Annotated in this window: 18 protein-coding genes; 4 read left to right on the top strand and 14 right to left on the bottom strand. The window is 75.1% G+C overall.

Features of this window, described 5'->3' with window-relative positions; translation table 11 throughout:
- Positions 1-33: 33 nt before the first annotated feature.
- The 6 genes from ABZ924_RS28095 to ABZ924_RS28070 form a co-directional block, all read right to left on the bottom strand.
- Complete coding sequence (locus tag ABZ924_RS28095; RefSeq protein WP_361915531.1) at positions 34-2274, bottom strand: xanthine dehydrogenase family protein molybdopterin-binding subunit; 2241 nt, start codon at positions 2272-2274, stop codon at positions 34-36.
- A gap of 173 nt (positions 2275-2447) precedes the next feature.
- Complete coding sequence (locus ABZ924_RS28090) at positions 2448-5726, bottom strand: 2Fe-2S iron-sulfur cluster-binding protein (RefSeq protein ID WP_361915491.1); 3279 nt, start codon at positions 5724-5726, stop codon at positions 2448-2450.
- On the bottom strand, positions 5723-6610 hold the full coding sequence (locus tag ABZ924_RS28085) for an FAD binding domain-containing protein (protein WP_361915488.1): 888 nt from the start codon (positions 6608-6610) through the stop codon (positions 5723-5725). Before ABZ924_RS28085 ends, ABZ924_RS28090 begins: the two co-directional genes overlap by 4 nt.
- A 403-nt stretch (positions 6611-7013) precedes the next feature.
- Positions 7014-8744 (bottom strand): beta-N-acetylhexosaminidase, encoded by a 1731-nt coding sequence (locus ABZ924_RS28080; protein WP_361915485.1) that lies wholly within the window; start codon positions 8742-8744, stop codon positions 7014-7016.
- A gap of 235 nt (positions 8745-8979) precedes the next feature.
- Complete coding sequence (locus tag ABZ924_RS28075; protein ID WP_030010729.1) at positions 8980-9264, bottom strand: DUF3039 domain-containing protein; 285 nt, start codon at positions 9262-9264, stop codon at positions 8980-8982.
- A gap of 29 nt (positions 9265-9293) precedes the next feature.
- On the bottom strand, positions 9294-9854 hold the full coding sequence (locus tag ABZ924_RS28070; RefSeq protein ID WP_361915482.1) for a YqgE/AlgH family protein: 561 nt from the start codon (positions 9852-9854) through the stop codon (positions 9294-9296).
- A 298-nt stretch (positions 9855-10152) separates the two neighbouring features.
- On the opposite strand from ABZ924_RS28070, the gene murA reads away from it, so the two are divergent.
- Positions 10153-11499, top strand: a complete 1347-nt coding sequence (gene murA, locus ABZ924_RS28065) for a UDP-N-acetylglucosamine 1-carboxyvinyltransferase (protein WP_361915479.1) — start codon at positions 10153-10155, stop codon at positions 11497-11499.
- A gap of 183 nt (positions 11500-11682) precedes the next feature.
- Here murA and ABZ924_RS28060 read toward each other — a convergent pair whose 3' ends face one another.
- The 8 genes from ABZ924_RS28060 to ABZ924_RS28025 all read right to left on the bottom strand — a co-directional run bounded on the left by ABZ924_RS28060 (position 11683) and on the right by ABZ924_RS28025 (position 22034).
- Positions 11683-11964 (bottom strand): HU family DNA-binding protein, encoded by a 282-nt coding sequence (locus ABZ924_RS28060; RefSeq protein ID WP_007264399.1) that lies wholly within the window; start codon positions 11962-11964, stop codon positions 11683-11685.
- 305 nt (positions 11965-12269) lie between these two features.
- On the bottom strand, positions 12270-13694 hold the full coding sequence (locus tag ABZ924_RS28055) for an NAD-dependent malic enzyme (protein ID WP_361915476.1): 1425 nt from the start codon (positions 13692-13694) through the stop codon (positions 12270-12272).
- 447 nt (positions 13695-14141) lie between these two features.
- Complete coding sequence (locus tag ABZ924_RS28050) at positions 14142-16478, bottom strand: UvrD-helicase domain-containing protein (protein ID WP_361915473.1); 2337 nt, start codon at positions 16476-16478, stop codon at positions 14142-14144.
- A gap of 90 nt (positions 16479-16568) precedes the next feature.
- The gene (locus tag ABZ924_RS28045; RefSeq protein ID WP_361915529.1) at positions 16569-17141 is read right to left on the bottom strand and encodes a CGNR zinc finger domain-containing protein; all 573 of its coding nucleotides are present in this window, start codon (positions 17139-17141) and stop codon (positions 16569-16571) included.
- Between the two features lie 86 nt (positions 17142-17227).
- Complete coding sequence (locus ABZ924_RS28040) at positions 17228-17773, bottom strand: GNAT family protein (RefSeq protein WP_361915470.1); 546 nt, start codon at positions 17771-17773, stop codon at positions 17228-17230.
- Between the two features lie 488 nt (positions 17774-18261).
- Positions 18262-19467 (bottom strand): uroporphyrinogen-III synthase, encoded by a 1206-nt coding sequence (locus ABZ924_RS28035; RefSeq protein ID WP_361915467.1) that lies wholly within the window; start codon positions 19465-19467, stop codon positions 18262-18264.
- Between the two features lie 122 nt (positions 19468-19589).
- A complete protein-coding gene (locus ABZ924_RS28030; protein ID WP_361915464.1) occupies positions 19590-20972 on the bottom strand; it encodes a nitrate/nitrite transporter in 1383 nt (460 codons plus the stop codon).
- Between the two features lie 96 nt (positions 20973-21068).
- Positions 21069-22034 carry a LysR family transcriptional regulator gene (locus ABZ924_RS28025; protein WP_361915461.1) on the bottom strand — a complete coding sequence of 322 codons (966 nt, stop codon included), beginning with the start codon at positions 22032-22034 and terminating at the stop codon, positions 21069-21071.
- Between the two features lie 124 nt (positions 22035-22158).
- Here ABZ924_RS28025 and ABZ924_RS28020 point away from each other — a divergent pair, with 124 nt between their 5' ends.
- The 3 genes from ABZ924_RS28020 (at position 22159) to ABZ924_RS28010 (ending at position 23983) form a co-directional block, all read left to right on the top strand.
- Positions 22159-23376 (top strand): MFS transporter, encoded by a 1218-nt coding sequence (locus ABZ924_RS28020; RefSeq protein ID WP_361915526.1) that lies wholly within the window; start codon positions 22159-22161, stop codon positions 23374-23376.
- Between the two features lie 74 nt (positions 23377-23450).
- Entirely contained in the window at positions 23451-23723 is a 273-nt protein-coding gene (locus tag ABZ924_RS28015) for a type II toxin-antitoxin system Phd/YefM family antitoxin (RefSeq protein ID WP_361915458.1), read from the top strand.
- Positions 23720-23983 (top strand): Txe/YoeB family addiction module toxin, encoded by a 264-nt coding sequence (locus tag ABZ924_RS28010; RefSeq protein WP_361915455.1) that lies wholly within the window; start codon positions 23720-23722, stop codon positions 23981-23983. Before ABZ924_RS28015 ends, ABZ924_RS28010 begins: the two co-directional genes overlap by 4 nt.
- Positions 23984-24099 lie beyond the last annotated feature (116 nt).

Here is a 24099-nt window from a genome sequence, read left to right as displayed (position 1 = left end):
CACGTGCAATGCGACTCAATGCGGCTCACACGGTCAGGAGTTGGGCGCCGCCACCGCCGCCGAGGGCCTGATCGGGAGCCTGTTGACCGGTCGGCCCGTGGCCGCGCGGACCGCCGAGGCCACTGCTGCCGGGGCCGTGACCACCGGGACCGCGCTCGCCGCCTTCGCGCCGAACGGGGCCACCACGTCCCGCTCCTCGACCAGCTTGACGATCCGCACCGCCGGGGCGTCCAGCGACGTCGGCAGGGCGTAGCCCGTCAGGTCGGGGTGGCGGACCATGCCGGCGACCGAGCGGAGGTTCTCCGTCAGGGCCGCGCCGACGCCCTGCGTGACGCCCGCTTCGATACGGGCGTGCAGCTGGGCGGGGTTGAGGACCCGGCCGACGTCCTGGGCCACGGCCAGTTCGACCACGCGCACCGTGCCGAGCTCGATGTCCACGTCCACCACCGCGCGGATCGCGCAGAAGGCCAGGCCGACGAATGCGTCGCCCTGCCCGTCGCCGTCCAGCGGCTCCGTGGGGTGGGGGCGGCACTGGGCGGTGGCCCAGAGTTCCTTGCCGGCCATGGCCTCCGCGACCGTGGTCGAGAACGCGCCGTCGTACGAGGTGATGCGGCCGTCCTTGACCTGGAGGAGCTCCGTGGACATGCCGAGCTTGTGGGCCATCGGCTGCAGGAGCTGCGTGCGGACCATCTTCGCGGCGCGCTCCACCGCCCCGCCCGAGACCCACGTGTGGCGGCCGTGCGCCGAGGGGCCGGCCGGGGGCTGGTCGGTGTCGACGGGGGCCGTCATCACCTCGTCCACGCCCAGGACCTCCTGGACGATCTGGCGGGCGAGGGTGGCGAAGCCCTGGCCGGTGTCCACGGCCGCGCAGATCACCGTGGCCACGCCGTTGACCACCTTGACGGTGGCCGTGGAGACCTCGTCGGTGCCCTCCGCGCCGAGCATGTGCACCATGCCGACCCCGTACCCGACCCCGCGCCGCACCGCGCCCGGCTCGCCGGCGCCCTCCGGGCCGCCCGGCAGCAGCCACTCCTCCTCGGGGGTGTCCTTCGGCAGCGACGGCAGCTCGAAGTCGCGGACCGCGCGCAGGAGTTCCGCGACCGGGGCGGGGCAGGTCACCGTCTGGCCGGTCGGCAGCAGGTCGCCGGTGGCGAGGACGTTGCGCAGGCGCAGCTCCGCCCCGTCGATGCCGAGGGCGGCCGCGAGCTTGTCCATCTGGCCCTCGTACGCGGCGCAGACCTGCATGGCGCCCTCGCCGCGGACGTGCCCGGACGGCGGGTTGTTGGTGCGGACGGCCCAGCCCTCGACGAAGGCGTGCGGGACCACGTACGGGCCGCAGGCGAACGCGACGGCCGCCGCGAGGGATTCCGAGGACGCGTCCGCGTACGCGCCGGCGTCCATCAGGATCTGCGCCTCGACCTTGACCAGGCGGCCCTCCGCGTCCGCGTGGTGGCGGTAGCGCAGCAGGGTCGGGTGGCGGTGGGTGTGGCCGAGGAAGGACTCCTCGCGGGTGGCGGCCAGTTTGACCGGGTGGCCGGTGCGCAGGGCGAGCAGGCCCAGCGGCAGCTGGAAGGCGGCGTCCTCGCGGTCGGCCGTGGCGCCCGGCACACCGGTGACCACGACGCGGACCCGGTCCGGTTCGAGGCCGAAGCAGGCGGCGGCCAGGTCGCGGTCCAGGTGCGGGTCGGTGGAGGCGGTGTAGATCTCCACGCCGCCGTCGGGCCGGGGCACGGCGAGCCCGGCCTCGGCGCCGATGGGGGCGGGGTCCTGGCGGCCGATGCGGTACAGGCCCTCGACGACGACCTCGCCGGTGGCCTCAGGGTCGCCGTAGCGCAGCGGGATGTGCCGGATCAGGTTGCCGTCGGGGTGCAGGGGCGGGGCGCCGAAGGCCTGCTCGGGGTCGGTGACGGCGTCGAGGAGCTCGTACTCGACGATGATCGCGGCGGCGGCCAGGCGCGCCGTGTCGGGGTGGTCGGCGGCGACGGCGGCGATGGGCTCGCCGTGGTGGCGGACCACGTCGTGCGCGAAGACCGGCCGGTCGGCGATGCGCCGGCCGTGGGTGGTGGCGCCGGGGACGTCGGCGTGGGTGACGACGGCGCGCACGCCGGGCATCTCGGCGGCGGCCGAGGTGTCGATGGACAGGATGCGGGCGTGGGCGTGCGGGGAGCGCAGCACGGCGGCCCACAGCAGGCCCTCGGCCCACAGGTCGGCGGCGTACGGGAAGGTGCCCTCGGTCTTGGCGCGGGCGTCGGCGGGTGCGACGGAGGCGCCGATGCCGCGGGGTACGGTCGCCTCCGCGGCCTCGGCCGCCCCGCCGCCGGGCGCGCCGGAGCCGCCCGGGGCTGCGCCGGTGGTGACGGTCACCGTGGTCGTCGCCGTCGCCGTCGCCGAGCCCGCCGAGCCTGCCGGGCCCGCCGCCCCTGCCGCGCCCGCCGCGTCCTGCCCGCTCACGCCATGCCTCCGTTGTGGTGGATCCCGCCCTCGCCGGGCTGGGCCTGGTGCGGGATGCGCATCTCGATGCCCGCCGCCGGTGGGCCGCCCGCCGCATGCGGCGCGCCCGCTCCTTCGGCCTCCGCCTCGGCGGCGGCCGTCGCCCCGCGCTCGGCGACGACCTCGCGGACGGCCTCCAGGACGCCCTTGTAGCCGGAGCAGCGGCACAGGTTGCCGCACAGGGCCTGGCGGGTCTCCAGGTCGCTGGGGGCGTGGTTGCCCTCCAGCAGGTCGTGGATGGTCATGGCCATGCCGGGCACGCAGAATCCGCACTGCACCGCACCCGAACGGCACAACGCCTGCTGCACGTCGGAGAGTTCCCCGCCGCTCGCGAGGCCCTCCACCGTACGGACCTCGCTGCCCGCGGCCGTCGCGGCCGGGACCAGGCAGGAGGCGACGAGCCGGCCGTCGACCTGCACGGCGCACGCACCGCACTCGCCCTGCGAGCAGCCGTCCTTGGCGCCCGCGAGGCCGAGGCGCTCGCGCAGCACGTACAGCAGGGACTCGCCGATCCAGGCCCCGGTGACGGGGCGGTCGGCGCCGTTGACGCGCAGCACGTAGGACGCAGACGGGTGTTCGTGATGGGCGACGGCCGCGGCGGCCGCCTGGTCTTCCTCGTACGAGGGCCCCGCGCCCGGGAGTCCTTCGGCGGTACCCGCGGCCGGCGGTGCCACGGCGATGTCCGCGGTGTCCGCACCCGGCGCGGGCGCGGCCCCGGCTTCGCCCGGGCCACCGGCAGCGGCTGCGCCGGGGCCGGGGCCGTCCGTACCGTCCGGCTCCGCGGCGGCAGCCGCGGCCGCGGCGTCGAAGCCGCCGCCGAGGGTGTCCCCGGGGCCGTGGTCCTGGCCCTCGCCGTCGGCCTGCCCGCGGCCGTCACCGCGGCCCTCGGCCTCTCCGTCCCCGGCGGGCAGGCCCTGGCCGTGCGGGTCGCCCGCGCCGTGCGCGAGGGCGTCGCCGCGGCCGAGGGTGTGCCCGTGGCCCTCGTCCCGGGCGTCGGCCGGGCCGTGGGCGAGGGCTTCGCCGCGCCCGAGCGTGCCGCCGGGGCCGTCGGCCGGGCCGTGCGCGTAGGTCTGGCCGTGCCCGTCGGTGCCGGGGCCCTGGCCGGGGGCACCGGCCGGGTCGTGCGCGGCCGCCGCCTCGTGGGCTTCGGCCGGCACCTGGCCGTGCGTGTCGCCCTGGCCAGGGGTCGTGTCGTGGTCTCCGGTGTGGGCCTGCGCGTAAGGCCGGCCGTGGCCGTCGGTGTCGGCCGGGCCGTGGCCTGCGGCGGTGGCCGCGGCGTAGGACTGGCCGTCGGCCAGGACCTGCGCGTACGGCTGGCCGTGCCCGTCGGTGCCAGCGGGGCCGTGGCCGTCGGCCGGGCCCTGCACGTAGGCCTCGCCGTACCCGTCGGTGGCGGCCGGACCGTGAGCGCCGGGCAGCCCGTAGGCCTCGGCCGCGCCACGACCGTCGGCAAGAGCCTGCGCGTACGGCTGGCCGTGCCCGTCGGTGTCGGCCGGGCCGTGGGGCTCCGCCGGGCCGTGGCCGTCGGCCGCGCCCTGCACGTAGACCTCGCCGTGCCCGTCGGTCCCACCCGGACCGTGAGCACCGGGCAGCCCGTAGGCCTCGGCCGGGCCACGGCCGTCGGCCGGAGCCTGCGCGTACGACTGACCGTGCCCGTCGGTGGCACCCGGACCGTGAGCGCCGGCCGGGCCGTGGGCCTCCGCTCCGGCGTGGCCGTCGGCCGCGCCCTGCACGTAGACCTCGCCGTGCCCGTCGGTCCCACCCGGACCGTGAGCACCGGGCAGCCCGTAGGCGTCCGCCGGGCCGTGGCCGCCGGCCTGGAGCTGCGCGAACGACTGGCCGTGCCCGTCGGTTGCAGCCGGACCGTGGGCCTCCGCCGGGCCGTGGCCGCCGGCCGCGCCCTGCACGTAGGCCTCGCCGTGCCCGTCCGTGGCAGCCGGACCGTGAGCGCCCGGCAGCCCGTAGGCGTCCGCCGGGCCGTGGCCGCCGGCCGGGCCCTGCGCGTAAGGCCGGCCGGGCCCGTCGGTGGCAGCCGGGACGGGGCCGGGCTGGGCCTGGGCGTAGCTCTCGCCGTGCTCCTCGGCTCCCGCCTGCGCGTGGCCGTGGTCGGCGGCGTGGGCCCGCACGTAGGGCCGGGTCAGGCCGTTCGCGTCGGCCGGGGGACGGGTGGTCTCGGCGTCCGGGGTGTGGGGCGCGGCGAACGCGCCGTGGCCGTGGCCGTCGGCCGGGCCGGCGTACTGCGCGGCCGCATCGGCCGGCCGGGTGCCCGCGGGCGCCGCCGGGGCGTGTTCGTGCGCGTGCGGGAACGGGCCCGCCGGGTCCGCGTGGGCGGGCGCGGCCGCGGCGACGTGCGCCGGGTCGCCCTCCGGGAGGGTGCCCACGCCGGGGCCGCCCAGGACGCGCGGACCGCGGTTCGGGGCGCCGACGCCGGGGCCGCCGAGGCGGCGCAGGCCCGCGCCCGAGGTGCCGGGGGTGGCGCCCTGGGCGTCGGGCAGGACGCCCGAGCTCAGCGGGGCGTCGGGCAGGACACCCGAGCTCAGCGGGGCGTCGGCCCGCGCGCTCTCGAAGCCGGGGTGCGTCGCCCACGGGGCGGGGGCGCCGCCAGGCAGGGTCGCGGGGGCCTGGCTCCAGTCGGCGTGCAGGGTGTCCGGGCGGAACTCGCCCGTCTCCTCGCCGAGTTCCGGCAGGGTCCACTGGCCCGTGGCGATCGGCTCGGCCTCCCGCACCGCGTCGGGGAACTGCCACTCGGCCGTGGCCCCGGGGTCCTCCTCGCCCTCGGCGACACCCTCGGACCCGGGCCCGGACCCGGCCACCGCCGCCTCCGGACCCGCGTCCGCGAACGCCGCGGCGACCGACGCCGGGATCGGGATCGACGCCGGGATCGGCCCGCCGACCGGCGCCGCAGCCGGAGCCGCAGCCCCGGCCGGCACACCGGTGTCGCCCGCGTTCCCCGGCGCGTCCGGCCACTGCGCCGGGAGCGTCCAGGTCCCCGTGGCCGCCGGGTCCGTCGTGGCGGCCCCCAGCGGATGGATCATCGGCGGCGGGACGTACCCGTGCCCGGGCGCGGCCAGCGGCTCGCCCGTGCCGAGCGCGTCCAGCATCTCCGGCGGCAGGCTGACGAACGCCGTCGCGTCGGAGTCGAACCCGGCGCCCTGCGGCACCGGCTCCCAGCCCCACGCGGCGGCGGGCCGGCCCGCGTCCCCCGTCGTTCCGCTCACGTTCTCGTTCTCACTCATGAGGTCAGCGCCCTCCCCAGGGCCCTCCGTGCCAGCACGGCCACGGTGCGCCGCAGGTGCAGCACGCCCGGAGCCACAGGTTCCCCCTGGTCGGGTACGCAGGCGGCCGCGACGTAGTCGCCGAAGGCCTCCAGCGCTTCGGGGGCCAGGGTCCGCTCCCCGTCCCAGTCGATGAGCGAGGCCACCCACTGCTCGGCCTCCAGCGGCCGCAGCGGCATCGGGGCGACCGCGCCCACGGCGATGCGCACGCCCCGGCGCGCGGGGTCCAGTACGAGCCCCACGGACGCCACGGCGCGCCCCGGACCGGTGCGCCCGGTGGCCTTCAGGAAGACCTGCGGCGCGTGCAGCAGCGGCACGCGCACGAAGCCGATCAGCTCCCCGGGCCGCAGCATCTCGCGGCCCGCGAGCAGGTACGAGACCGGGATCTCCCGGCGCGTCCCGCCCGGGCCGACGATGACGAGGACGGCCTCCAGCGCGGCCAGCACGGGCAGCGCGTCGCCCGTCGGCGCGGCGCTGGCGATGTTGCCGCCGAGGGTGCCGGCGTTGCGGATCTGCGGCGGTCCGGCGGCGCGCGCGGCGGCGGCCAGTGCGGGCATCAGCGCGGCGAAGTCCGGTCGGCCCATGCGGGCGTGGGTCAGGCCCGCGCCGAGCAGTGCGTGCCCGTCCTCCTGGTACTGCCAGCCGCGGATCTCGTTGATCCGGCCGAGGCTCACCAGTCCGGCGGGCCGCAGCAGCCCGGCGTTGACGGCGGCCATGAGGTCGGTGCCGCCGGCCACGGGCACGGCGGCGGGCATGGCGGCGAGAGCCGCCACGGCCTCCTCGAGTGAGGCCGGCAGCATCACGGACTGCGCCGCCTGCGGTGTGTGCGGTGCGTGCGTGGTCAACCCAGCTGCCCCTTCCCGATGTCCCGGTCACGGCGCTCACGCCTGTCCGCCGTACGGTACGTGCTCACCGCCGGGAGGTGGCAACTCTGGCACATCTTCCCCACCGCCCGGCGCGAGGGTCCGCCGGGCGCCCCTTCGAGCTCCCGACCGTCCGCTTTCCCCCGTATCAACCGAATCGGCACGAACGACGGAATCGCCGGAAATGATGCAATACGCCGTGATCGGGGGAGAGTTCCGGAGAGTTCCGCAGAGTTCCCGACAACCCCCGAGAACGTAAGACGCCCCGGATTGATCAGGAGTTCCCCGGAGCTCCACGAAGATCCACGAAGCTCCACCGGGATCCGCACCGCCGGCCGCGCCGCTGCCCCGCGCCCCGGCTCCCCCGCGCCCCCCGCGCGCCCGGTCACGCGTTCGGCGGGGGACCCTCGATCGGGCGGCCGAGCACGCCCGGCCGCCGCTGCCACGGCAACGGCCCGCCGGGCGGCCGGTGGTCGACGCCGAGGGCGTCCAACCGCCGCCGGTGGCCCGCCATCCGCGCCTCGAAGCCCGCGTAGTCCCGCTCGGCGGGCGCCGGCAGCCGCGACCACACCGCCTCCGCGAACGCCGCCAACCGCGGGAACACCTGGTAGTCGACCCGGCTCCGGTTCTCCGCCACCTCGGTCCACACGTTCGCCTGCGCACCCAGCACCCGGGCCGCGGCCGCCGTCCCGGACAGTGCGGGCGGCACTGGCTCGAAGCGGTAGACGTCCTCCGGGGTGCGCACGTACCCGATCGGCACCGGCTCTTCGGGGCCCGGCGCCTGACGGTGGTCCAGGTAGACCTGCTGCTCGGGGCACATCACCACGTCGTGCCCGGCCACGGCGGCGGCGATCCCGCCCGCGTAGCCGCGCCAGGAGGACACCGCCGCGCCCGGCGCGAGCCCGCCCTCCAGGATCTCGTCCCAGCCGATCAGGCGCCGTCCGCGCGCCGCCAGCCAGCCGTCGAAGTGCCGCACGAACCAGGACTGAAGCCCCTCCTCGCCGTCCACGCCCAGCTCCCGGATCCGCGCCTGCGCGGCCGGCGAGGCGCGCCACTGCGCCTTGGGGCATTCGTCGCCGCCCACGTGCACGAACGGCGAGACGTCCGCCGGGAACAGCTCCAGGACCTCCTCGAACACGCCCTCGTAGAAGCGCAGCACGTCCTCGCCGGGCGCGAGGACGTTCTCGCTGATCCCCCAGTCGTCCCACACGCCCAGCGCCGCCGTGTCGACCACGTCGGTGTTCCCCAGTTCGGGGTATGCGGCGATCGCGGCCTGGGAGTGACCCGGTACGTCGATCTCCGGGACCACCCGGACGTGCCGCTCGGCGGCGTACGCGACGATCTCGCGGATGTCGTCGTGGGTGTAGAAGCCGCCGTGCGGGGTCTCGTCCCACAGCGGCGAGGCCCGGTGGCCCCGGCGGCTGCGCGGCCGCCAGGCGCCGACCTCGGTGAGCCGCGGGTGGCGCCGGATCTCGATGCGCCATCCCTGGTCGTCCGTCAGGTGCAGGTGCAGGACGTTGAGCTTGTGGGCGGCGAGCAGGTCGATGTAGCGCAGGACGCCGTCCTTGGGCATGAAGTGCCGGGCCACATCGAGCAGCAGCCCGCGCCAGCCGAAGCGGGGGGCGTCCTCCAGGGTGCCGCGGGGCAGGCTCCACACCCGCTCGCCGCCCCGGGTGGGCGCGCGCCGGTACGCGTCGGGGCCGAGCAGCTGACGGAGCGTCTGAGCGGCCCAGAACAGGCCTGCGGGCGAGGCCCCGGCCAGCTGCGCGCCGCGGCCGTCGACGGTGAGCGCGTACCCCTCGGGGCCGAGGCGCCGGGCGAGCGCCCCGTCGAGGCGGAGCCGGATCCGGCCGGGGTCCGGCCCGCCTCCCGCGTCCCCGTCGCCCGCGCCGCCCCCGTCGCCCCCGTCGCCCCCGTCGTCCACGTCGCCCCCGGAGGTGCCCCGCCGCCCGCCCGGCGGAAGGTCCCAGCCGGTGGCGGCGCCCAGCTCGCGGCGCAGCCAGCGCGCGGTGCCCTCGGTGCCGGGTGCGGCGTCGAGCACGGGGGCGGGGCCGAACACGTACGGCGGCGCGTCCTCGTGCCAGTCGGCGGTCAGGGGTGCGGGGATCAGGTCCATGCGTCGGCCCTTCGCTCGCAGGCGTCGCGTCGCCGCGTCGCGCCGGGCGCAACGCCGGTTCCGCAGGGTGCTGCTCCGTTGCGCCGCCGATCCTAGGGCCCTGTCCGGCTCGTCCGGCCCGTCCGGCCCTGATCCGCCGGGCGAGCCGGACGGCCCCGGTACGGCGAAGGCCCCCGGGGTACGCGTGTGCGCACCCCGGGGGCCCTGCCCCGGTCCCCCGGAAGCGGAAGCGGACCTACTTGTCCTTGCCGCCCTTGTCCTTGTCCCCGCCGGGGCCCATGGACTCGTAGATCTCCTTGCACATGGGGCAGACCGGGTACTTCTTCGGGTCCCGGCCCGGCACCCAGACCTTGCCGCAGAGCGCGACGACGGGGGTCCCGTCGAGCGCGCTCGCCATGATCTTGTCCTTCTGGACGTAGTGGGCGAAGCGCTCGTGGTCGCCGTCGCCGTGGGACACCTGCGGCGTCGGCTCTACGAGGGTCCCCGTACCAGTCCCGCGCTCGGGCTCAAGAGTGCTCATGCAAGCCAGGGTACCGATCCTTGCCCGGGTCAGTTGAGCGACGGGTCGTCCGGGTACGTCGCGACCATGGCCAGGTCGCTGCGCTGGCGGCGCAGCACCGCCCGCCACAGCCGCTGCGGGTCGGGGAAGGAGATGTCGCCGGGCTCGGACTCCACCACGTACCAGGCGCCGTCGCCGAGCTCGTCCTCCAGCTGGCCCGGGCCCCAGCCCGAGTAGCCGGCGAAGATCCGCAGCGAGCCCAGGGCCGCGGCCAGGAGCTCCGGCGGGGCCTCCAGGTCGACGAGGCCGATCGCGCCGTGCACCCGGCGCCAGCCGAGCGGCCCCTCCTCGCCCGGGATGACGGCCACGCCGAGCGCGGAGTCCAGGCCGACCGGGCCGCCCTGGAACACGACGCCCGGGTCGCCGGCGAGGCCCGCCCAGGGCAGGAGGATGTCGCCGACGCCCACGGGGGTCGGCCGGTTGAGGACCACGCCGAGCGAGCCCTGCTCGTCGTGGTCGAGCAGGAGCACCACCGCGCGGTCGAAGTTCGGGTCCGCGAGGGCGGGGGTGGCCACGAGCAGCCGCCCGGTCAGGGAGGACACCTCGGTCATGCCGACATGATCTCGCACATTCGCCCTTCAGGGGGAGCGGAGGAAAACCGAATCGCACGCAGGCGCGGGCGCACGGCAGCAGACAGGAGCGCGTGGCGCCCCTTCCGGAACCGCTCCGCCGCCCGGAATGCGACACTCCGCCATGAGGCGGGTACGGAGGGTGTTGTGGCCAAGTCATGACATCCAAACGGCCGCGTCGGCCTTACGAACAACGGGGCGACGACCCTTACCCTTTTCCCTGGTCCCTGCCCACCTCCCCCTGGCACAGCCGGGAGGACCCCTCCGGAACGCGAGATTCATGACCGGCACAGACTGTGACGACGTACTGCTTGTCCATGGCGGAACCCCGCTCGAGGGCGAGATCCGTGTCCGCGGTGCGAAGAACCTCGTGCCCAAGGCCATGGTGGCCGCTCTGCTCGGCAGCGAACCCAGCCGGCTGCGCAACGTGCCCGACATCCGCGACGTCCGCGTCGTCCGCGGCCTGCTCCAGCTGCACGGCGTGACCGTGCGCCCGGGCGAGGAGCCGGGCGAGCTGGTCCTGGACCCGACGCACGTCGAGAGCGCCAACGTCGCCGACATCGACGCCCACGCGGGCTCGTCCCGCATCCCGATCCTCTTCTGCGGCCCGCTGCTGCACCGTCTCGGCCACGCCTTCATCCCGGGCCTGGGCGGCTGCGACATCGGCGGCCGGCCGATCGACTTCCACTTCGACGTGCTGCGCCAGTTCGGCGCGACCATCGAGAAGCGCGAGGGCGGCCAGTACCTCGAGGCCCCGCAGCGCCTGCGCGGCTGCAAGATCCGCCTCCCGTACCCCTCGGTCGGCTCGACCGAGCAGGTGCTGCTCACGGCCGTCCTGGCCGAGGGCGTGACCGAGCTCAGCAACGCCGCGGTCGAGCCGGAGATCGAGGACCTCATCTGCGTCCTGCAGAAGATGGGCGCCATCATCTCGATGGACACCGACCGCACCATCCGGATCACCGGTGTGGACCGCCTCGGCGGCTACAACCACAAGGCGCTCCCGGACCGCCTGGAGGCCGCCTCCTGGGCTTCCGCGGCGCTGGCGACCGGCGGCAACATCTACGTGCGCGGCGCCCAGCAGCGCTCGATGATGACCTTCCTGAACACGTACAGGAAGGTCGGCGGCGCCTTCGAGATCGACGACGAGGGCATCCGCTTCTGGCACCCGGGCGGCCCGCTCAACGCGATCGCCCTGGAGACGGACGTCCACCCCGGCTTCCAGACCGACTGGCAGCAGCCGCTGGTCGTCGCCCTGACCCAGGCCACGGGCCTGTCGATCGTCCACGAGACGGTCTACGAGTCCCGGCTCGGCTTCACCTCGGCGCTCAACCAGATGGGTGCTCACATCCAGCTGTACCGCGAGTGCCTGGGCGGCTCGGCGTGCCGCTTCGGCCAGCGCAACTTCCTGCACTCGGCGGTGGTCTCCGGCCCCACCAAGCTGCAGGGCGCCGACCTGGTCATCCCCGACCTGCGCGGCGGGTTCTCGTACCTGATCGCGGCGCTGGCGGCCGAGGGCACCTCGCGGGTCCACGGCATCGACCTCATCAACCGCGGCTACGAGAACTTCATGGAGAAGCTCGTGGAGCTGGGAGCCAAGGTCGAGCTCCCCGGCGGCGACCTCGTCTGAGGCCCCGCCACGGCCCCCCAGGGGCCCCTGAACAGGCCGAAGGGCGGCCACCCCACCGGGTGGCCGCCCTTCGGCGCTTCTGCGTCCTGCGCGGCGTACCGAGCGGCGCGCTGCACGACTCGCGCACGCCCGCACACGCCTGCCGTCCCGAGCGCCCGTGCGGCGCTCGGCACAAGGGCGGACTTACTTGCCCTTGGCGGCTTCCTTGAGCTTGGAGCCCGCGGAGACCTTCACGCTGTAGCCGGCCGGGATCTGGATGGGGTCGCCGGTCTGCGGGTTGCGCGCGGTGCGAGCGGCACGGTGGGTGCGCTCGAAGGTCAGGAAGCCGGGGATGGTGACCTTCTCGTCGCCCTTGGCGACGATCTCGCCGACGGTCTCGGCGAGCGCGGCCAGAACGGCGTCGGCGTCCTTGCGGGTCACCTCGGCGCGCTCGGACAGAGCGGCCACCAGCTCACTGCGGTTCATGTTGTACTCCCGTGTTCAACTTGCCTTGGAGGCGTGAGATCGAAGCCGATGCTGCCAGGGCCCTCGGACAGTCCCCGGACCCGGGTCTGAACGTCAGACCCTCGCGCCCGGTTACGCATCCTGCCCCCACCAGCGGCGGGAACGCCAATCCGGCACCCGCCAACGTCACACGAAAAGCGCCACAGTCACGCCTCGGTGACGCTCCGTCCGCACTGGTGGGATGCGGGCCCCGGTCCTCGTGGGCATCCCCGCAACCCTAGAGGCGCCCCGGCGGGCCCGCATCCCGCGACGCGCCGGGACGGGCCTCAGGCGGACGTGGGCGTCGTCACAGCGGCCTGGGCCGCCTTGCGGACCGCGCCGGCCACGGCGCCCGCGACCTTGTCGTTGAAGACGGACGGGATGATGTAGTTCGCGTTCAGCTCGTCCTCGCCGACGACGTCCGCCAGCGCGCTCGCGGCGGCCAGCATCATGTCGGTGTTCACGGTGCGGGACTGAGCGTCCAACAGGCCGCGGAACACGCCGGGGAAGACCAGCACGTTGTTGATCTGGTTCGGGAAGTCGGAGCGGCCGGTGGCCACGACGGCGGCGGTCTGGCGGGCGACCGCGGGGTCCACCTCCGGGTCCGGGTTCGCGAGCGCGAACACGATCGCACCCTCCGCCATCGCGGCGACGTCCTCGCCGGACAGGACGTTGGGGGCCGAGACGCCGATGAACACGTCGGCGCCGACCACGGCCTCCTTCAGAGTGCCCGTGTAGCCCTCGGGGTTGGTGTTGTCCGCGATCCAGCGCAGCGGCGAGTCCTCGTCGGCGTCGACCAGGTCGGGGCGGCCCGCGTGCACCACGCCGTGGATGTCGGCGCTCACGACGTTCTTCACGCCGGCGGCCAGGAGCAGCTTCAGGATGGCGGTACCGGCCGCGCCGGCGCCCGACATGACGACCTTCACGTCCCCAACTGCCTTGCCCACGACGCGAAGTGCGTTGGTGAGGGCGGCGAGGACGACGATGGCGGTGCCGTGCTGATCGTCGTGGAAGACCGGGATGTCCAGGGCCTCGCGCAGCCGGGCCTCGATCTCGAAGCAGCGCGGCGCGGAGATGTCCTCGAGGTTGATGCCGGCGAAGCCGGGGGCGATGGCCTTGACGATGGCGACGATCTCGTCGCTGTCCTGGGTGTCCAGGCAGATCGGCCAGGCGTCGATGCCCGCGAAGCGCTTGAAGAGGGCCGCCTTGCCCTCCATGACCGGGAGCGCGGCCTTCGGGCCGATGTTGCCCAGGCCCAGGACGGCGGAGCCGTCCGTCACGACTGCGACGGAGTTGCGCTTGATGGTGAGGCGGCGCGCGTCCTCGGGGTTCTCGGCGATCGCCATGCACACGCGGGCGACGCCGGGGGTGTAGATCATCGAGAGGTCGTCGCGGTTGCGGATGGGGTGCTTGGACGCCATCTCGATCTTGCCGCCGAGGTGCATCAGGAAGGTGCGGTCGGAGACCTTGCCCAGGCTGACGCCCTCGATGCCGCGGAGCTTGCCGACGATCTCGTCGGCGTGTGCGGTGGAGGTCGCGGCGATGGTGACGTCGATCCGGAGCTTCTCGTGGCCGGAGGCGGTCACATCGAGGCCGGTGACCGAGCCACCGGACGACTCCACGGCGGTGGTGAGCTGGGAGACCGCGGTTCCGCTCGCGGGCACTTCCAGGCGGACCGTCATCGAGTACGAGACGCTGGGCGCCGTTGCCATGGCCGTGTTCCTCTTCTGTCCCTGTTTCTTCTGTTACGCACAGGGCCCCGCTACACGGCAGGTGTGGCAGGACCTGTTGTCCGATCGTCCCACCTACCGGTCAGTAGCAGGTAACTCGGTACGAAATTCGGAAAGACTCTTCCACCATACGAGATAGATCGGGGTCGGGGAAGCGTAGCCCGCTACGAAAAAGGTCCGCGCCCCCGGAAAACCGGGAGCGCGGACCTGGTGGAACGTACGTCTATGACACCGACCCGCCATGCTCGCCTCGCGGCAAGTGGTCGCTCTAAGCGACGAAGGTTGGGCCCGGGGGCTTGGATCGAGCCGGTGTCGTACCCAGGCTAACAAAGGATCGGCAGGGCCGTGCCCCCTCGGGGCGGTCGGCCTCGTCTCACCACGCGGGTGGCCGCGGGCCATCCGGCCCATCGGGGCCGGGCGATGACCCCGCTACGCCCGCAGCAGCGACGGCACGCCGGCCGCGTCGGGCTCGTCGCGGTCGGTGGAGATCACCGTCAGCTGCTGCGTCGCGCGCGTCAGCGCCACGTACAGCACCCGCAGACCCGCCGGGGACTCGCCGGCCTCGACCTCCTCGCGGGTGGTGCCGCCGGCGATCTCCGCCGGGGAGACCACCACGGTGGCGTCGTACTCCAGGCCCTTGGCCTCCAGGCTGCCCAGGGCCACCGCCCGCTCGCCCAGCTCCGCCAGCCAGCCGGCGGCCTCGGCGCGCCGGTCCATGGAGACCACCACGCCGACGGTGCCGTCCACCTGCTCCAGCAGCCGCCGCGTCTCCTCGCGCACCACGGCCCCGAGATCGCCCCCGGCGGCCGTGAAGCGGGGCTCCAGACCGGTCGAGCGCACCGCGGTCGGCGGCTCCATGCCGGGCATCGCCAGGCGCAGCACGCGGGCCGCGATCTCGGCGACCTCCGCGGGGTTGCGGTAGTTCACCGTGAGGGTGAAGCGCCGGCGCGGCCGGGTCCCGAGGGCCTCGTCACGGGCGGCGGCCGCCTCCTCCAGGTCGATCCACGAGGACTGCGCCGGGTCGCCGACCACCGTCCAGGTGCCGTGCCGGCCGCGCCGGCCGACCATCCGCCACTGCATCGGCGTCAGGTCCTGCGCCTCGTCGACGATCACGTGCGCGTACTCGGTGCGCTCCGCCGCGAGCCGCTCGGCCCGCTCCCACTGGGTCTCCTCGCGGGTCGGCATCAGCTCCTCCAGCCCGGTGAGCTGGTCCAGCGGGTCCAGCTCCCGCTTGCGCTTGGGCCGGGCCGGGGCGCCGAGCAGCTGCTGCAGCTCGTCGAGCAGCGCCACGTCGTGCACGGAGAGCGGACCGCGGCCGTCCGGGCCGATGCGGCGCAGCGAGCGCGCCATGCGGCGGGCCTCGCGCGGGTTCAGCACCCGGCGCGACCAGCGGGAGAGCCGCCGTTCGTCGGCCAGGGCGGCGAGGACCCCGCGCGGGGTCAGCTCGGGCCACCAGGCGTTCAGGAAGTCGATGAAGACGTCCTCCGTGGAGATGTCCTCGTCGAACGCCGAGCGCAGTTCGGCGGCGAGCTCCGGGTCGCTGTGCCGGCCGGCCGCGCCGGTCTTGGCGTACAGGGCGTCGAGCAGGAGCTTGCGGGCGCGCGGGCGCAGCAGGTTGACCGGGGCGGTGCCGCCGAGGACGTTCTGCCGGATCCGGTCCAGCTCGGCGGCCTCCAGCTCCTGGCGCTGCCCGAAGGCGACGACGCGCAGCCGCTCGGGCGCGTCGCCGAGCTCGAGGGCGCCGCGGACGGCCTTGCGGAGCACCTTCAGCATCCGGGAGGAGCCCTTGATGCGGGCCACGGCGGGCTCGTCGTACGCGGTGGCCTCGGCGCCGTCGACCAGCGAGCCCAGCGCGCGGATGGCGACCTGGCCCTCCTCGCCGAGCGAGGGCAGGACGCCCTCGGTGTACGCGACGAGCAGCGGGGTCGGCGAGACGATCAGGATGCCGCCCGCGTAGCGGCGCCGGTCCTGGTAGAGCAGGTAGGCGGCGCGGTGCAGGGCGACGGCGGTCTTGCCGGTGCCCGGTCCGCCGGCGACCTCGGCGACGGAGGCGGCGGGGGCCCGGATGACGAGGTCCTGCTCGGCCTGGATGGACGAGACGATGTCGCGCATCGTGTGCGTACGGGCCCGGCCGAGCGCGGCCATGAGGGCGCCGTCGCCGATGGCGGGCAGCTCGCGCCCGTCGAGGAAGGCGGTGACCTCCGGGCGCATCAGGTCGTCCTCGACGCCGAGGACCTTGCGGCCCTTGGAGCGGATGACGCGGCGGCGCACGACGCGGCCGGGGTCCTTGGGCGTGGACCGGTAGAACGGCGCGGCGGCCGGCGCGCGCCAGTCGATGACCAGCGGCGAGTAGTCGGCGTCGAGGACGCCGATGCGGCCGATGTGCAGGGTCTCGGCGATGTCGGCCGTCAGGTCCTCGCGGATCGCGTCGTCGGCGGGGGCGACGGAGGTGTAGGCGCCGTCCGGGCCGCGCTCGCCGTCCTTGCCGAGGACGAGGTCGATGCGGCCGAAGAGGAAGTCCTCGAACTCGTTGTTCAGCCGGTTGAGGTGGATCCCGGCCCGGAAGACCTGCGCGTCGCGCTCGGCCAGCGCGCCGGGCGTGCCGACCTGGCCGCGCTTGGCCGCGTCGTTCATGAGGAACTCGGCCTCGTCGATCTTCTCCTCGAGGCGGCGGTACACCTGGTCCAGGTGCGTCTGCTCGATCGCGATCTCCCGATCGCGGACGGAATCCGCCGTGCTGTCGACAGCGGCATCCTGCGCGGCCACCAAGGCCCCCTTCTGACGTGCATGGGCGACCGTCAACCGTACGCGAATCCGCGCCCGGTCCGCACGCCCGTTCCGGTGGCCGGGCGAAGATCACCGGTCGGGGCGGGCTGCGAGGACGCGGCGCCGGTGGCGGGCGACGCGCTCGCGGTTGCCGCACAGCTCGCTGGAGCACCAGCGGCGCCGGTGGCCGCGGGAGGTGTCCAGGTAGACGCGGGTGCAGCCGTCCCCGGCGCAGGCGCGCAGCAGGGCCCGGTCGCCGGGGTCGGTGAGCAGTTCCACGGCGTCGCGGGCGACCGCGGCGAGCAGCGCACCGCACTCCACGCCGCCGCACAGCTCCCGTACGAGGTGCCCCTCGCGGTCGGGGACGGCACACAGTCCGGGGGGTGGGCCGGCGGCCAGCGCGTTGACCCGGGCGAGCGCGGCCCCGTCGGGCCCGGCTCCGGCGAGGGCGGCGCGCACGAGGCTGCCCACGTCGGCGCGGAGCACCCGGAAGGCGGCCACCCAGTCGGGGCCGACCCGGGCGAGCGGCGTCCGGTCGGGGACGAGCCCGGCTCCGGCGAGCCACAGCCGCAGCCCGTCTCCGTCCTCGATCTGCTCGGCGCCCGCGGGGGCGGCGCCGGTGGCCACCAGGTCCAGGCAGATCCGCCCGGAGTCGAACCACATGACCGTCACCGCCTCTGGTCCAGGGCCGCGGCCTTCAGAGTGCCCCTCGACGCGTCGATGCGGAACCCCCCGTACGGGCGGCGGAGCTACATCGGCGGGTCGTCGTGCAGGAGCCGCTGGAAGAGGCGGTGGTCGCGCCAGGCGCCGTTGATGTGCAGGTACTTGGGGGCCAGCCCGATCTGCTCGAAGCCCGCCTTGGCCAGGACGCGCTGGGAGGCGGTGTTGTCGACGAGTGTGCCGGCCTCCACCCGGTGCAGGCCGAGCTCGTCGCGGGCGATCCGGCAGACCTCCAGGAGGGCGGCGGTGGCCACGCCCTTGCCGTTCCATGCCTGGTCGACCCAGTAGCCGACGCCGCCGCTGCGGAAGGGGCCGAGGGCGATGCTGCCGAGGTTCATCATGCCGATGGGCGTGCCGCCGGCCTCCTCGACCAGGAGGTACGGGACCAGGCGGCCGCCCTCGTGATCCTCCAGCAAGGCCTCGATGCGGGCGCGCTGGCCGGCCTCGGTGTAGAACGCCTCGTCGCGCCGCGGCTCGAAGGGCGCCATGTACGCCCGGTTGCGCGTCAGTGCGTCGGCCAGTCCGGCGGCGTCGGCGACGTCGACGCACCTCATCCCCACCCCGTCAATGATCATCCGGGCACGCTAACCGAACGCGCGCACGGCGGCCAGCCCTTGATCCGGCCCGCGCGGCGTCTGAGCGCACCGGGTGCGGAGCCCGGGCGCCGCTGCGCGGAGCCGCTCCCACCCCGCCCCTTCTCCCCCAGCTACCGCTGGGAGGTGCCCCCAGAAACCGGGGCTGACGCCCCGGCCCCCGTTCCGTGCGCTCCGCGCCCGGTGCGCTCAAACGCCGCGCGGGCTGGATTGTGCCGCTGCGCGGCAATTCCAGCCCCGCCGGCACCGTCCAGCGCCGCCTGGCGGAAATCCAGCCTCGCCGGCGTTTGAGGCGCGGGGTCCGGGGCGGAGCCCCGAATCTTTGAGCCGCGCTGGCGAGCGAGGCGGGCGGGGGCCGGGGCCGCAGGATCCGGTTTCTGGGGGCACCTCCCAGCGGTAGCTGGGGGAGAAGGGGCGGGGAGGGGAACTGGGCCCCGCGCAGCGGGACAGGGGCGGCGGAGCCGCGGGGGTCAGCGTTCCGGGGTGCAGTCGCCGGCGTCCAGCGCCAGGCGATAGCCCCGCTTGACCACCGTCTGGATCAGGTTGGCCGCGCCGAGCGCCCCCCGCAGCCGGGCCATGGCCGTCTCCACGGCGTGCTCGTCCCGGCCGGAGCCCGGCAGGGCCCGCAGCAGGTCGGCGCGGGAGACGACCCACCCGGGCCGCCGGGCCAGGGCCCGCAGCAGGGCCATCCCGGCGGGCGGTACGGGGCGCAGCCCGGCGTCGACGAGGACGGCGTGGCCGCGGATCTCCAGGCGGTGCCCGGCGACGGGCAGCACCCGGGCCCGCCCCGGAAGCTCCTGGCACAGCAGCTGCACCAGCGGCCCGAGCCGGAACCGCTCCGGCTGGACGGTGTCGATGCCGTGGGCCTGGAGCGGGACGGCGGTGACGGGCCCGACGCAGGCGGGGAGCACCTGGCCCCGCAGCGCGGCCAGCACCGGTTCGGCGAGCCCGCGCTGTTCGGCCCGTGACAGCAGCGAGGCGGCCGCGGGGGCGGAGGTGAAGCTGACGGCGTCGATGCCGCCGCCCACCAGGGCGTCGAGGAGCCGGTCCAGCGGGCCGGGGTCCTCGGGGGGCATCCACCGGTACACGGGGACCACGACGACGTCGGCCCCGCCGTCGCGCAGGGCCTCGACGAAGCCGGGCAGCGGCTCCCCGTGGAGCTGGATCGCGATGCGCCGGCCGGCGACGCCGGCGGCCAGCATCCGGTCGAGGACCTCGGCGAGGGACTCGGACTGCGGGGACCAGGCCTCGACGAGCCCGGCGGCCCGGATGGCGCCCTTGACCTTGGGCCCGCGGGCGAGGAGTTCGGCGGCCCGCAGCCGGCCGAGGAGCTCCTCGCCGATGCCCCAGCCGTCGGCGGCCTCGATCCAGCCGCGGAAGCCGATGGCGGTGGTGGCGACCACCGCGTCGGGCGGGGAGGCGAGCAGTCGCCTCGTGGCGGCGAGGAGTTCGCCGTCGTCGGCCAGCGGCACGATCCGCAGGGCGGGGGCGTGCAGGACGGTGGCGCCGCGGCGGCGCAGCAGGGCGATCAGGTCGTCGGCGCGCCGGGCGGCGGTGACGCCGACGGTGAACCCGGCGAGCGGGCCCGCGCCGACGGCGGCCGCGGTGTCCGTACCGGCCTCCGTGGCGTCGGAACCGGCAGCGGCGGCAGCGGCGGTGTGCGTGTCGTCGTCCATGTGACCTGCCTTGCCCGTGGTCGTTACCTGGTGCGCGCCCGCGTGTCGAGCATCGGGTACCGAGCCTGTCAACTCTGCGTGTCAGGCCCGGTTCCACCGTATTTCGTGGCCGTTAACCGCTGTTACACCGACGTGAGCTGCGGCTTCGCCGCCGCACCGGCTTCCGGCAGGGGTGCGGCCGCGGGCCGGCGAAGGTATACCGCCCAGGTGACCGCGCAGCACACCGCGTAGAAGCCGAGGAAGGTGACGAAGGCCGCGGTCCCCGATCCCGAGGCCCGGAACGCCTCGCGGAAGACGAGGTTGATGCCGAGCCCGCCGAGCGCGCCGACCGCGCCGATGAGCCCCATGGAGGCTCCGGAGAGCCGGCGCCCGTACGCGGCCGCGTCCTCGCCGCTCATGCCGCGGGCCAGCGCCTTGGCCTGGAAGATGCCCGGGATCATCTTGTACGTGGAGCCGTTGCCGATGCCGCTGAGGACGAACAGGGCGACGAAGCCGACGAGGAAGACGGGCAGCGACTCGCGCAGCGAGGCGGCGACGACGACCCCGGTGGCGGCGGCCATCGCCACGAAGACCCCGAGCGTGATGCGGGCGCCGCCGAAGCGGTCGGCGAGCGCGCCGCCCACCGGCCGGACCAGCGAGCCGAGCAGCGGCCCGATGAAGGTGAGGGAGGCGGCCTGCAGCGGGGTCCGGCCGAACTGCGTCTGGAGCACGAGCCCGAAGGCGAAGCTGTAGCCGATGAAGGAGCCGAAGGTGCCGACGTAGAGGAAGGCCATGATCCAGGTGTGGGCCTCGCGGACGGCCTCGCGGACGGCGCCGCCGTCGCTGCGCACGGGCGCCAGGTTGTCCATCCGCAGCAGGGCGAAGACGGCCGCGGCCACGATCAGCGGCAGGTACGCGGCGAGCAGCAGTCGCGGGTGGCCGGCCCCGGCGGTGCCGATGACGAGGAGGGCGGCGAGCTGCACCACGGGCACGCCGATGTTGCCGCCGCCCGCGTTCAGGCCGAGCGCCCAGCCCTTCTTGCGCAGCGGGAAGAAGGCGTTGATGTTCGTCATGGAGGAGGCGAAGTTCCCGCCGCCGACGCCGGTGAGGGCGGCCACGGCCAGGAAGGTGCCGTACGGGGTCCCGGGCTCCATGACCACCAGGGCGGCCGCGGTGGGCGCGAGCAGCAGCAGGGCGCTGACGACCGTCCAGTTCCGGCCGCCGAAGCGGGCGACGGCGAAGGTGTAGGGGATGCGGACGAGGGCGCCGACGCAGGTGGCCGTCGCGATCAGGAAGAACTTGCCGGCCGGGTCGATCCCGTACGCCGGGCCCATGAACAGCACCATCACGGACCACAGGGACCAGATGGAGAACCCGATGTGCTCCGAGAACACCGACCACAGCAGGTTGCGGCGGGCGATGCGCTCCCCGGACTCCTTCCAGAAGGACTCGTCCTCGGGGTCCCACCGTTCGATCCAGCGGCCTGTGCGGCCTCCTTCGTGCGGTGCGGTCGTACGGGTGGTCATCACGCGCCTCCACAGCTGTCGGTCCGTGGTGCCGACCGTAGGAACGGCGCGTTTCGGCCTCGGTCCCCGCCGGATGACCGGGGGGAAACCTTGCACTCACCCGCTGCCGGGAGGGCCTGTGAGCCCGCCGGGCAGCCAGCTCCCGGCGGGCGCGTCCAGCCAGCCGCGGTCGGCGGCGAGGCGGGCCGCGGCCCGGTGCAGGGCGTCGAGGCCGGGGTGGCCGAATCCCTTGCGCCACACCATCGACAGCGGGGAGAGCGGCACCGGGTCGACCAGCGGCCGCTTGACGCACCCGGGCAGGTCGAGGAACTCCACGCTGGCCAGCACCGGGTTGCGGGTCTTGGCCATGACCCGGCGGAACTCCTCCTTGCCCACCGCCACGGGGGCGGGCGGCGCGAGCGCGATGCCGCGCCCCTGGAACAGCTCGCGGGCGAGGCGGGTCCACTCCAGGGTCCGCGGGTTCCCGGCCCCGGCGTACACCCGCTCCCCGGCCAGCGCGTCGAGCGGTACGCGGGGCAGCGCGGCCAGCGGGTGCCCCTCCGGCAGCAGCACGGCGAGCGGCTCGTAGCGCACGAGCCGGTGGGCGAGGCGGCCGCGCAGCGCCGGGTCGAGGCCCTCCGCGTACCCGAACGCGACGTCCAGCCGGCCGGCGGCGACCTCGGCGGCGGCGTGGGTGAGCCCGCTCTCGAAGCGGGCCATCAGCTCGCAGTCGGGGGCGAGTTCGCGGGCCCGCTCCAGTACGGTGCGGGCGCTGCCCGGCCCGTCGGTGTTGACGTCGACCAGGAGCGGGCGGGGGCCGGCGAACGCGGCGGCGAGCTCGTCGTGCGCGGTGAGCACGCGGCGGGCCAGCGGCAGCAGCCGCTCCCCGTCGGCGGTGAGCTCGACGGCGCGGGTGGTGCGGACGAACAGGGGGGCGCCCAGGGCCTGTTCGAGGCGCCGCACGTCCCTGCTGAGCGCCTGCTGGGCGGTGTAGAGGCGGGCGGCGGCGCGGGTGAAGTGCAGCTCCTCGGCGACGGCGGCGAAGGCGCGCAGCAGCCGGGGTTCCACATCGCGGGGGTTCACCGGGCGAGACTAACAACAAGAACCGGTGAATCGGCAGCCGATCGGTGTTGGACGCGGTCCGCCGCCGGGCCGGATCGTGGACACCATGCCGCACACCGCCGACACCGCCCCTTCCGCCGCCCGTATGACCGTGACCGGCTCCACGCTGGTCCTCGCCGCTCCCCCGCGCCGCAGCGCCCGCAGGGCCGCCGCCCCGGGCCCGTACGCCCGGCTGTTCGCCCGGCCCGGCACCCGCGCCTTCACCGCGGGGAACCTGCTGGCGCGGCTGCCCATGGGGATGTTCGCCGTCAGCGCGGTCATGATGATCGCCGGCCGGCGCGGCTCGTACGCCCTGGCGGGCTCGGTCACCGCGGTCGGCCTGGCGGCCACCGCCCTGGTCGCCCCGTGGACCGCCCGCCTGATCGACCGCCACGGCCAGGCCCGCATCGCCGTACCGGCCACGCTGATCGCCGTCCTGGGCTCCCTCTCGCTGGTGCTGTGCGTCCGGTACGGGGCCCCGGCCTGGACCCTCTTCGCCTCGTACGCGGCCACGGCGACCACCCCGAACATCGGCGGCATGTCCCGGGCCCGCTGGACCCACCTGCTGGGCGGCTCCGGCGCCGAGCACCACACGGCGATGGCCTTCGAGCAGGCCGCCGACGAGCTGTGCTTCATGCTCGGCCCGGTGGTGGCGGCCTTCCTGTGCTCGGCCGCCTTCCCGGAGGCGGGCACCGTCACGGGCGCAGCGCTGCTCCTGGCGGGCATGCTGCTGTTCACCTCGCAGCGCGCCACGGAGCCGCCGCCCGCACGGACCGCCCGCCGGGGCTCGCCCCTGCGCGCCCTCTACCCGCTCCTCGCCCTCTTCCTCCCGCTGGGCGTGGTGTTCGGCGCGATGGAGGTCACCTCGATCGCGTACCTGAAGGCGCACGGGCTGGGCGCCTCCGTCGGCCTGGTCCTCGCCCTGCAGGCGGCGGGCTCCTGCGCGGCGGGCCTGCTGTACGGCACCGTGCGCGCCCGCAGCCTGGGCACCTGCCTGACCGCCCTGGCGGTGGCCATGTGCCTGCCCTGGGCGGCAGCCGCAACCGGCTCGGTGGCACTGCTGGGCGGCGCCCTCCTCCTGGCCGGCACGGCCACGGCCCCGGTGATGGTCACGGCGATGTCCCGCATCCACGCCGCCACCCCGCAGGCCCGCCTCAACGAGGGCATGACCCTGGCGGTCACCGCGATCATGGCGGGCATCGCCGCGGGCTCGGCCTCGGCCGGAGCCGCGGTCGACCACTACGGCACCACCACCCCCTACGCCCTCCCCGCAGCAGCAGCCCTGGCGTCCCTGGCCGCGGCCACCCGCCTCAGGCGGCCTTAGGCGCGGTCCGGTACCGGAAGTCGGTACCTGTCCGGTACCGTATTCCCGTACCGCCCTGAAGGGAACGTGCTCTCATGCCCATAAGCGCCAGCGAAGCCCGGAAGACCCTTTTCCCCCTCATCGAGCGTGTCAACAACGACCACACTCCGGTGCGGATCAGCTCCAAGAACGGGGATGCGGTCCTCATGTCGGCCGAGGACTACGACTCGTGGCAGGAGACCGTCCACCTGCTGCGCTCTCCCGCGAATGCCCGCCGCCTCATGGAGGCGGTCGCCCGCGACCGCGCCGCCACGGAGTCCGTCACCAAGACCATGGAGGAGCTGCAGTCCCTGGCCGGTGAGGAGTGAGGAGCGTCCACTTCGACCCGGCCGCATGGGAGGACTTCCTGTTCTGGCTGGCGGCGGACCGGAAGATGGCCAAGCGGATCGTCCGGCTGATCGGAGAAATCCAACGCGCGCCGTTCGAGGGCATCGGGAAACCCGAGCCGCTCAAGGGGGACCTCTCCGGCTACTGGTCCCGCCGGATCGACGACGAACACCGCCTCGTCTACCGAGCCGACGAGAAGGAAGTGAAGATCCTCAAGGCTCGCTATCACTACACCGACTGACCGCGGTGCACGGCCCCGGGCATGACGAAGGCCCCGCCGCCCGGGAGGGCGGCGGGGCCTTGGCCCACATGGGATGAGTGGAGATGGCGGGAATCGAACCCGCTTCGAGAGCCACC

Origin of the sequence: Streptomyces sp. NPDC046876, from assembly GCF_040645035.1 — a bacterium.
Classification (GTDB): Bacteria; Actinomycetota; Actinomycetes; order Streptomycetales; family Streptomycetaceae; genus Streptomyces.
This window is presented reverse-complemented; position numbering and strand designations above follow the sequence as displayed.

Bases quoted from the DNA above. Each gene is read 5' to 3' on its own strand.
- ABZ924_RS28090 (WP_361915491.1), bottom strand. From the start codon at position 5,726: ATGAGTGAGAACGAGAACGTGAGCGGAACGACGGGGGACGCGGGCCGG.
- ABZ924_RS28080 (WP_361915485.1), bottom strand. From the start codon at position 8,744: ATGGACCTGATCCCCGCACCCCTGACCGCCGACTGGCACGAGGACGCG.
- ABZ924_RS28075 (WP_030010729.1), bottom strand. From the start codon at position 9,264: ATGAGCACTCTTGAGCCCGAGCGCGGGACTGGTACGGGGACCCTCGTA.
- ABZ924_RS28070 (WP_361915482.1), bottom strand. From the start codon at position 9,854: ATGACCGAGGTGTCCTCCCTGACCGGGCGGCTGCTCGTGGCCACCCCC.
- murA (WP_361915479.1), top strand. From the start codon at position 10,153: ATGACCGGCACAGACTGTGACGACGTACTGCTTGTCCATGGCGGAACC.
- ABZ924_RS28060 (WP_007264399.1), bottom strand. From the start codon at position 11,964: ATGAACCGCAGTGAGCTGGTGGCCGCTCTGTCCGAGCGCGCCGAGGTG.
- ABZ924_RS28055 (WP_361915476.1), bottom strand. From the start codon at position 13,694: ATGGCAACGGCGCCCAGCGTCTCGTACTCGATGACGGTCCGCCTGGAA.
- ABZ924_RS28045 (WP_361915529.1), bottom strand. From the start codon at position 17,141: ATGTGGTTCGACTCCGGGCGGATCTGCCTGGACCTGGTGGCCACCGGC.
- ABZ924_RS28040 (WP_361915470.1), bottom strand. From the start codon at position 17,773: ATGATCATTGACGGGGTGGGGATGAGGTGCGTCGACGTCGCCGACGCC.
- ABZ924_RS28035 (WP_361915467.1), bottom strand. From the start codon at position 19,467: ATGGACGACGACACGCACACCGCCGCTGCCGCCGCTGCCGGTTCCGAC.
- ABZ924_RS28030 (WP_361915464.1), bottom strand. From the start codon at position 20,972: ATGACCACCCGTACGACCGCACCGCACGAAGGAGGCCGCACAGGCCGC.
- ABZ924_RS28020 (WP_361915526.1), top strand. From the start codon at position 22,159: ATGACCGTGACCGGCTCCACGCTGGTCCTCGCCGCTCCCCCGCGCCGC.
- ABZ924_RS28015 (WP_361915458.1), top strand. From the start codon at position 23,451: ATGCCCATAAGCGCCAGCGAAGCCCGGAAGACCCTTTTCCCCCTCATC.